This is a genomic window from Winogradskyella sp. (assembly GCF_013042245.1).
Lineage (GTDB): Bacteria > Bacteroidota > Bacteroidia > Flavobacteriales > Flavobacteriaceae > Winogradskyella.
Map to the genome: position 1 here is coordinate 1 of NZ_JABDQL010000144.1, position 3,701 is coordinate 3,701.

At 35.1% G+C, this 3,701-nt stretch carries 2 protein-coding genes; both read left to right on the forward strand.

Annotated elements, in window-relative coordinates:
- Positions 1–119: 119 nt before the first annotated feature.
- Complete coding sequence (locus HKP48_RS11155) at positions 120–2,525, forward strand: zinc-dependent metalloprotease (RefSeq protein WP_296345842.1); 2,406 nt, start codon at positions 120–122, stop codon at positions 2,523–2,525.
- Positions 2,525–3,544, forward strand: a complete 1,020-nt coding sequence (locus HKP48_RS11160; RefSeq protein ID WP_296345844.1) for a GntG family PLP-dependent aldolase — start codon at positions 2,525–2,527, stop codon at positions 3,542–3,544. Before HKP48_RS11155 ends, HKP48_RS11160 begins: the two co-directional genes overlap by 1 nt.
- The last annotated feature ends 157 nt before the right edge of the window (positions 3,545–3,701 follow it).

The following is a 3,701-nucleotide window of genomic DNA, read 5'->3' on the forward strand; positions in this document are numbered from 1 at the left end:
CTGTTAAGTACAAAAGAGTATTGCATTAAAGCATGTGTATGAAAATTTTACCTAAAAGGGATTCTTAGCAGTTTAATCTAAAATGTTGAAAACATGAACTTTAAACATAATTTATTCGTATGAAAAACGCTATTCGCATTTCTCTCTTACTACTATTTACTTTTACAATTCAGGCTCAAATTTCAAACAAAAAAGTACTTCAATCCTATGAAGGTTTTTTCGATTTTTATTACGAAGAATCTACAGATAAAATTTACTTAAAAGTTGAAAAATTGAATGAAGAATTTCTTTACATCAACTCCTTAGCATCTGGTGTCGGTAGTAATGATATTGGTCTAGACAGAGGACAGTTGGGTAATGAGCGTGTGGTGTATTTTCAAAAAGCAGGAAATAAATTACTATTAATTCAACCAAATTTAAAATTTCGTGCCAATACTGATAATGCTCTTGAAAAGAAAAGTATAGAACAAGCTTTTGCAAAATCTGTTCTATTTGGTTTTAAAATTAAAGAAGAAAAAGATGGTACATATTACATAGATTTCACACCATTTTTAATGGAAGATGCGCATGGTGTTTCTGGTAGGTTGAAGAGTAGAAGAGAAGGGACATACAAAATAGACGCTTCTAAAAGTGCTTTGGCTTTAGAGCGAACAAAAGCTTTTCCTAAAAATGTAGAATTCGAGGCGCTATTAACTTTTAAAGGCCAGCCAACAGGACAAAACTTACGAAGCGTATTACCAACAGCTTCTTTGGTTACAGTAACACAACACCATTCGTTTATAGAATTACCGGATAATAATTACAAGCCTAGAGTTTTTGACACCCGAAGTGGTGCTATTTCCATGAGTTATATGGATTATGCAACTCCTATTCAAGAAGATATTAGAAAACGATTTATTATTCGTCATCGATTAGAAAAGAAAAACCCAGAAGCTAAAATTAGTGAAGCAAAAGAACCAATTATTTATTATCTCGACCCAGGAACACCTGAGCCGGTTCGTTCTGCTTTATTAGATGGTGCACGTTGGTGGAACGAAGCTTACGAAGCTATAGGTTTTAAAAATGCCTTTCAGGTTAAAATGTTACCTGCTGATGCCGACCCAATGGATTGTCGTTACAATGTAATTCAATGGGTTCATAGAAGTACCCGCGGTTGGAGTTATGGCGCTAGTGTTGTTGACCCTAGAACTGGTGAAATTATTAAAGGGCACGTGAGTTTAGGTAGTTTGCGTATTCGTCAAGATTTTATGATAGCACAAACTTTGATGAATAAACCTTTTGCCCAAAATGATGATAATTATCAACCCATGTTAGAAATGGCATTAGCTAGAATCCGTCAATTAAGTGCCCATGAAGTCGGTCATACCATTGGTTTTACACATAATTTTGCCGCAAGTACCAATAACAGAGCATCGGTTATGGATTATCCGCATCCTAATATTAAAGTGAATGATGGAATTATTGATTTTAGTGATGCTTACGACACGGGTATTGGCGAATGGGATAAAGTGACGGTAGCCTATAGTTATTCTGAATTTGAAAAAACCACAAATGAAAAAGAAGTCTTAAACGACATTCTGAAAAAATCTTACAGTAAAGGATTACGTTTCATTACCGATAGTGATGCACGGGCTGCTAGTGGTGCTCATGCCTTAGCGCATTTATGGGATAATGGTAAAACTCCTGCTGAAGGTCTTAATAACGTTTTAAGGGTCAGAGAAACAGCAATAGCTAATTTCTCTAACGACAATATTAAGAGCTACGAACCGTATTCAGTTTTAGAAGATGTGTTTGTACCCTTATATTTTTATCACCGTTACCAAACTGAAGCCGCTTCAAAAGTTATTGGTGGCTTTGACTACAATTATGCAGTGAAAGATGGTGATGAATTTACCACAAAGCCAGTTGAAGCAGTAATGCAGAAAGAAACCTTAGAGGTGTTACTTAAAACGATTTCAGCAAAAGCATTGGCTATACCTAAAAATAAATTAGAGTTATTTCCACCAAGAGCTTTTGGTTATGGACGAAGTCGTGAATCTTTTAGAGGTCAAACAGGTGTTGTTTTTGACCCTTTTAGTGCTGCAAATACAGCAAGTGATGCGTCACTTAACTTTATTTTAAACCCTCAACGTGCCAATAGATTGGTATTGCAGAAAAGTATAGACAATAAGCAATTATCACTGGAAGATGTACTTAATAAGTTGATTGACTCGTCCTTTAAAGTAAAGCATAGCGATGCATATTTAAATGAAATACAACAGCAGATTAATACGAATGTTTTAAAATATATGATGAATTTAGCTACAAGTAACCAATCGTATTTTAATACAAAAGCTATCGTAAATAAGGCTATTAGAGATCTAGCGGAAGGATATCTTAACTCTGATGCCGTAAGTATGCAATATGTTTTAATGATAAAAGAATTTTACGAACACCCAGAAAAATTCAAATTGCAAGCAGCACCAAAAATACCAGATGGCTCACCAATAGGAAGTGATGTGTGTAACTATAACCCAAATTACTAATGATAATAGATTTAAGAAGCGACACAGTTACCAAACCTACTAAAGGCATGTTAGATGCCATGCTTAATGCAGAAGTTGGTGACGATGTGTATAAAGAAGACCCAAGTATCAATGCTTTAGAGCAACGATTGGCTGATATGTTTGGCTTGGATGAGGCGTTGTTTTTTCCAACTGGAAGTATGGCAAACCAAGCAGCTTTAAAATTACATACCAATCCAGGTGAACAAGTTATTTGTGATAAGTATGCACATATTTATAATTACGAAGGCGGTGGAGCATCGTTTAATAGTGGTATTTCTTGTAAATTGGTCGATGGGCATCGTGGTATGTTTACAGCAGAACAGGCAGAAGCATCTATAAATCCACCAGATTTTTATCATAGCCCGTTGACGTCATTAATAGCTGTAGAAAACACGACCAATAAAGGTGGTGGCGCATGTTGGGATTTTGAAGAATTAAAAAAACTTAGACAAGTCGCAACAAAACACAATTTAGGTTATCATTTGGATGGTGCACGATTATGGAATGCTTTAATCGCAACAGGACAAAAACCAAAACAATATGGCGAATTATTTGATACGATTTCTGTGTGTTTAAGTAAAGGTTTGGGTTGTCCAATGGGCTCGGTTTTGATTGGAAATTATGAATTAATGCAAGGTGCTATGCGTGTTCGTAAAATATTGGGTGGAGGTATGCGACAAGTTGGTTTTGCTGCTGCAGCAGGTCTTTACGCGCTAGACAACCACCTCTTAAGATTAAATGAAGATCACAAAAAAGCCATAGAATTAGGCGAGGTTTTAGCTCAGAATGGTGCTATTAAAAAAGTAGAACCTATAGAAACTAATATTATCATATTTGAGTTAAAATCTCACGTTAATGAATCCCAGTTTCTCAATAGCTTGACAGAAAAAGGCATCAAAATAATTGGTATGGGAGGTAACAAACTCCGTATGGTTGCACATTTAGATTATACAGATGAGATGCATGAACGAGTTTTGGGAGTACTAAAAGTGTTATAACTACAATATTTTAACCTATGAATTTTAAAATTGGCACCAAACCATAAAGTGTGTAAGTAAAGTTATTCTGAAATTTTTCTGGGGCAATTTTTCTATTGCCCAATGGGGAAAAATTTCGGAAATAACTTTACGATATAATATTCAGTAACTTTATAAA

Bases quoted from the DNA above. Each gene is read 5' to 3' on its own strand.
- HKP48_RS11160 (WP_296345844.1), top strand. From the start codon at position 2,525: ATGATAATAGATTTAAGAAGCGACACAGTTACCAAACCTACTAAAGGC.
- HKP48_RS11155 (WP_296345842.1), top strand. From the start codon at position 120: ATGAAAAACGCTATTCGCATTTCTCTCTTACTACTATTTACTTTTACA.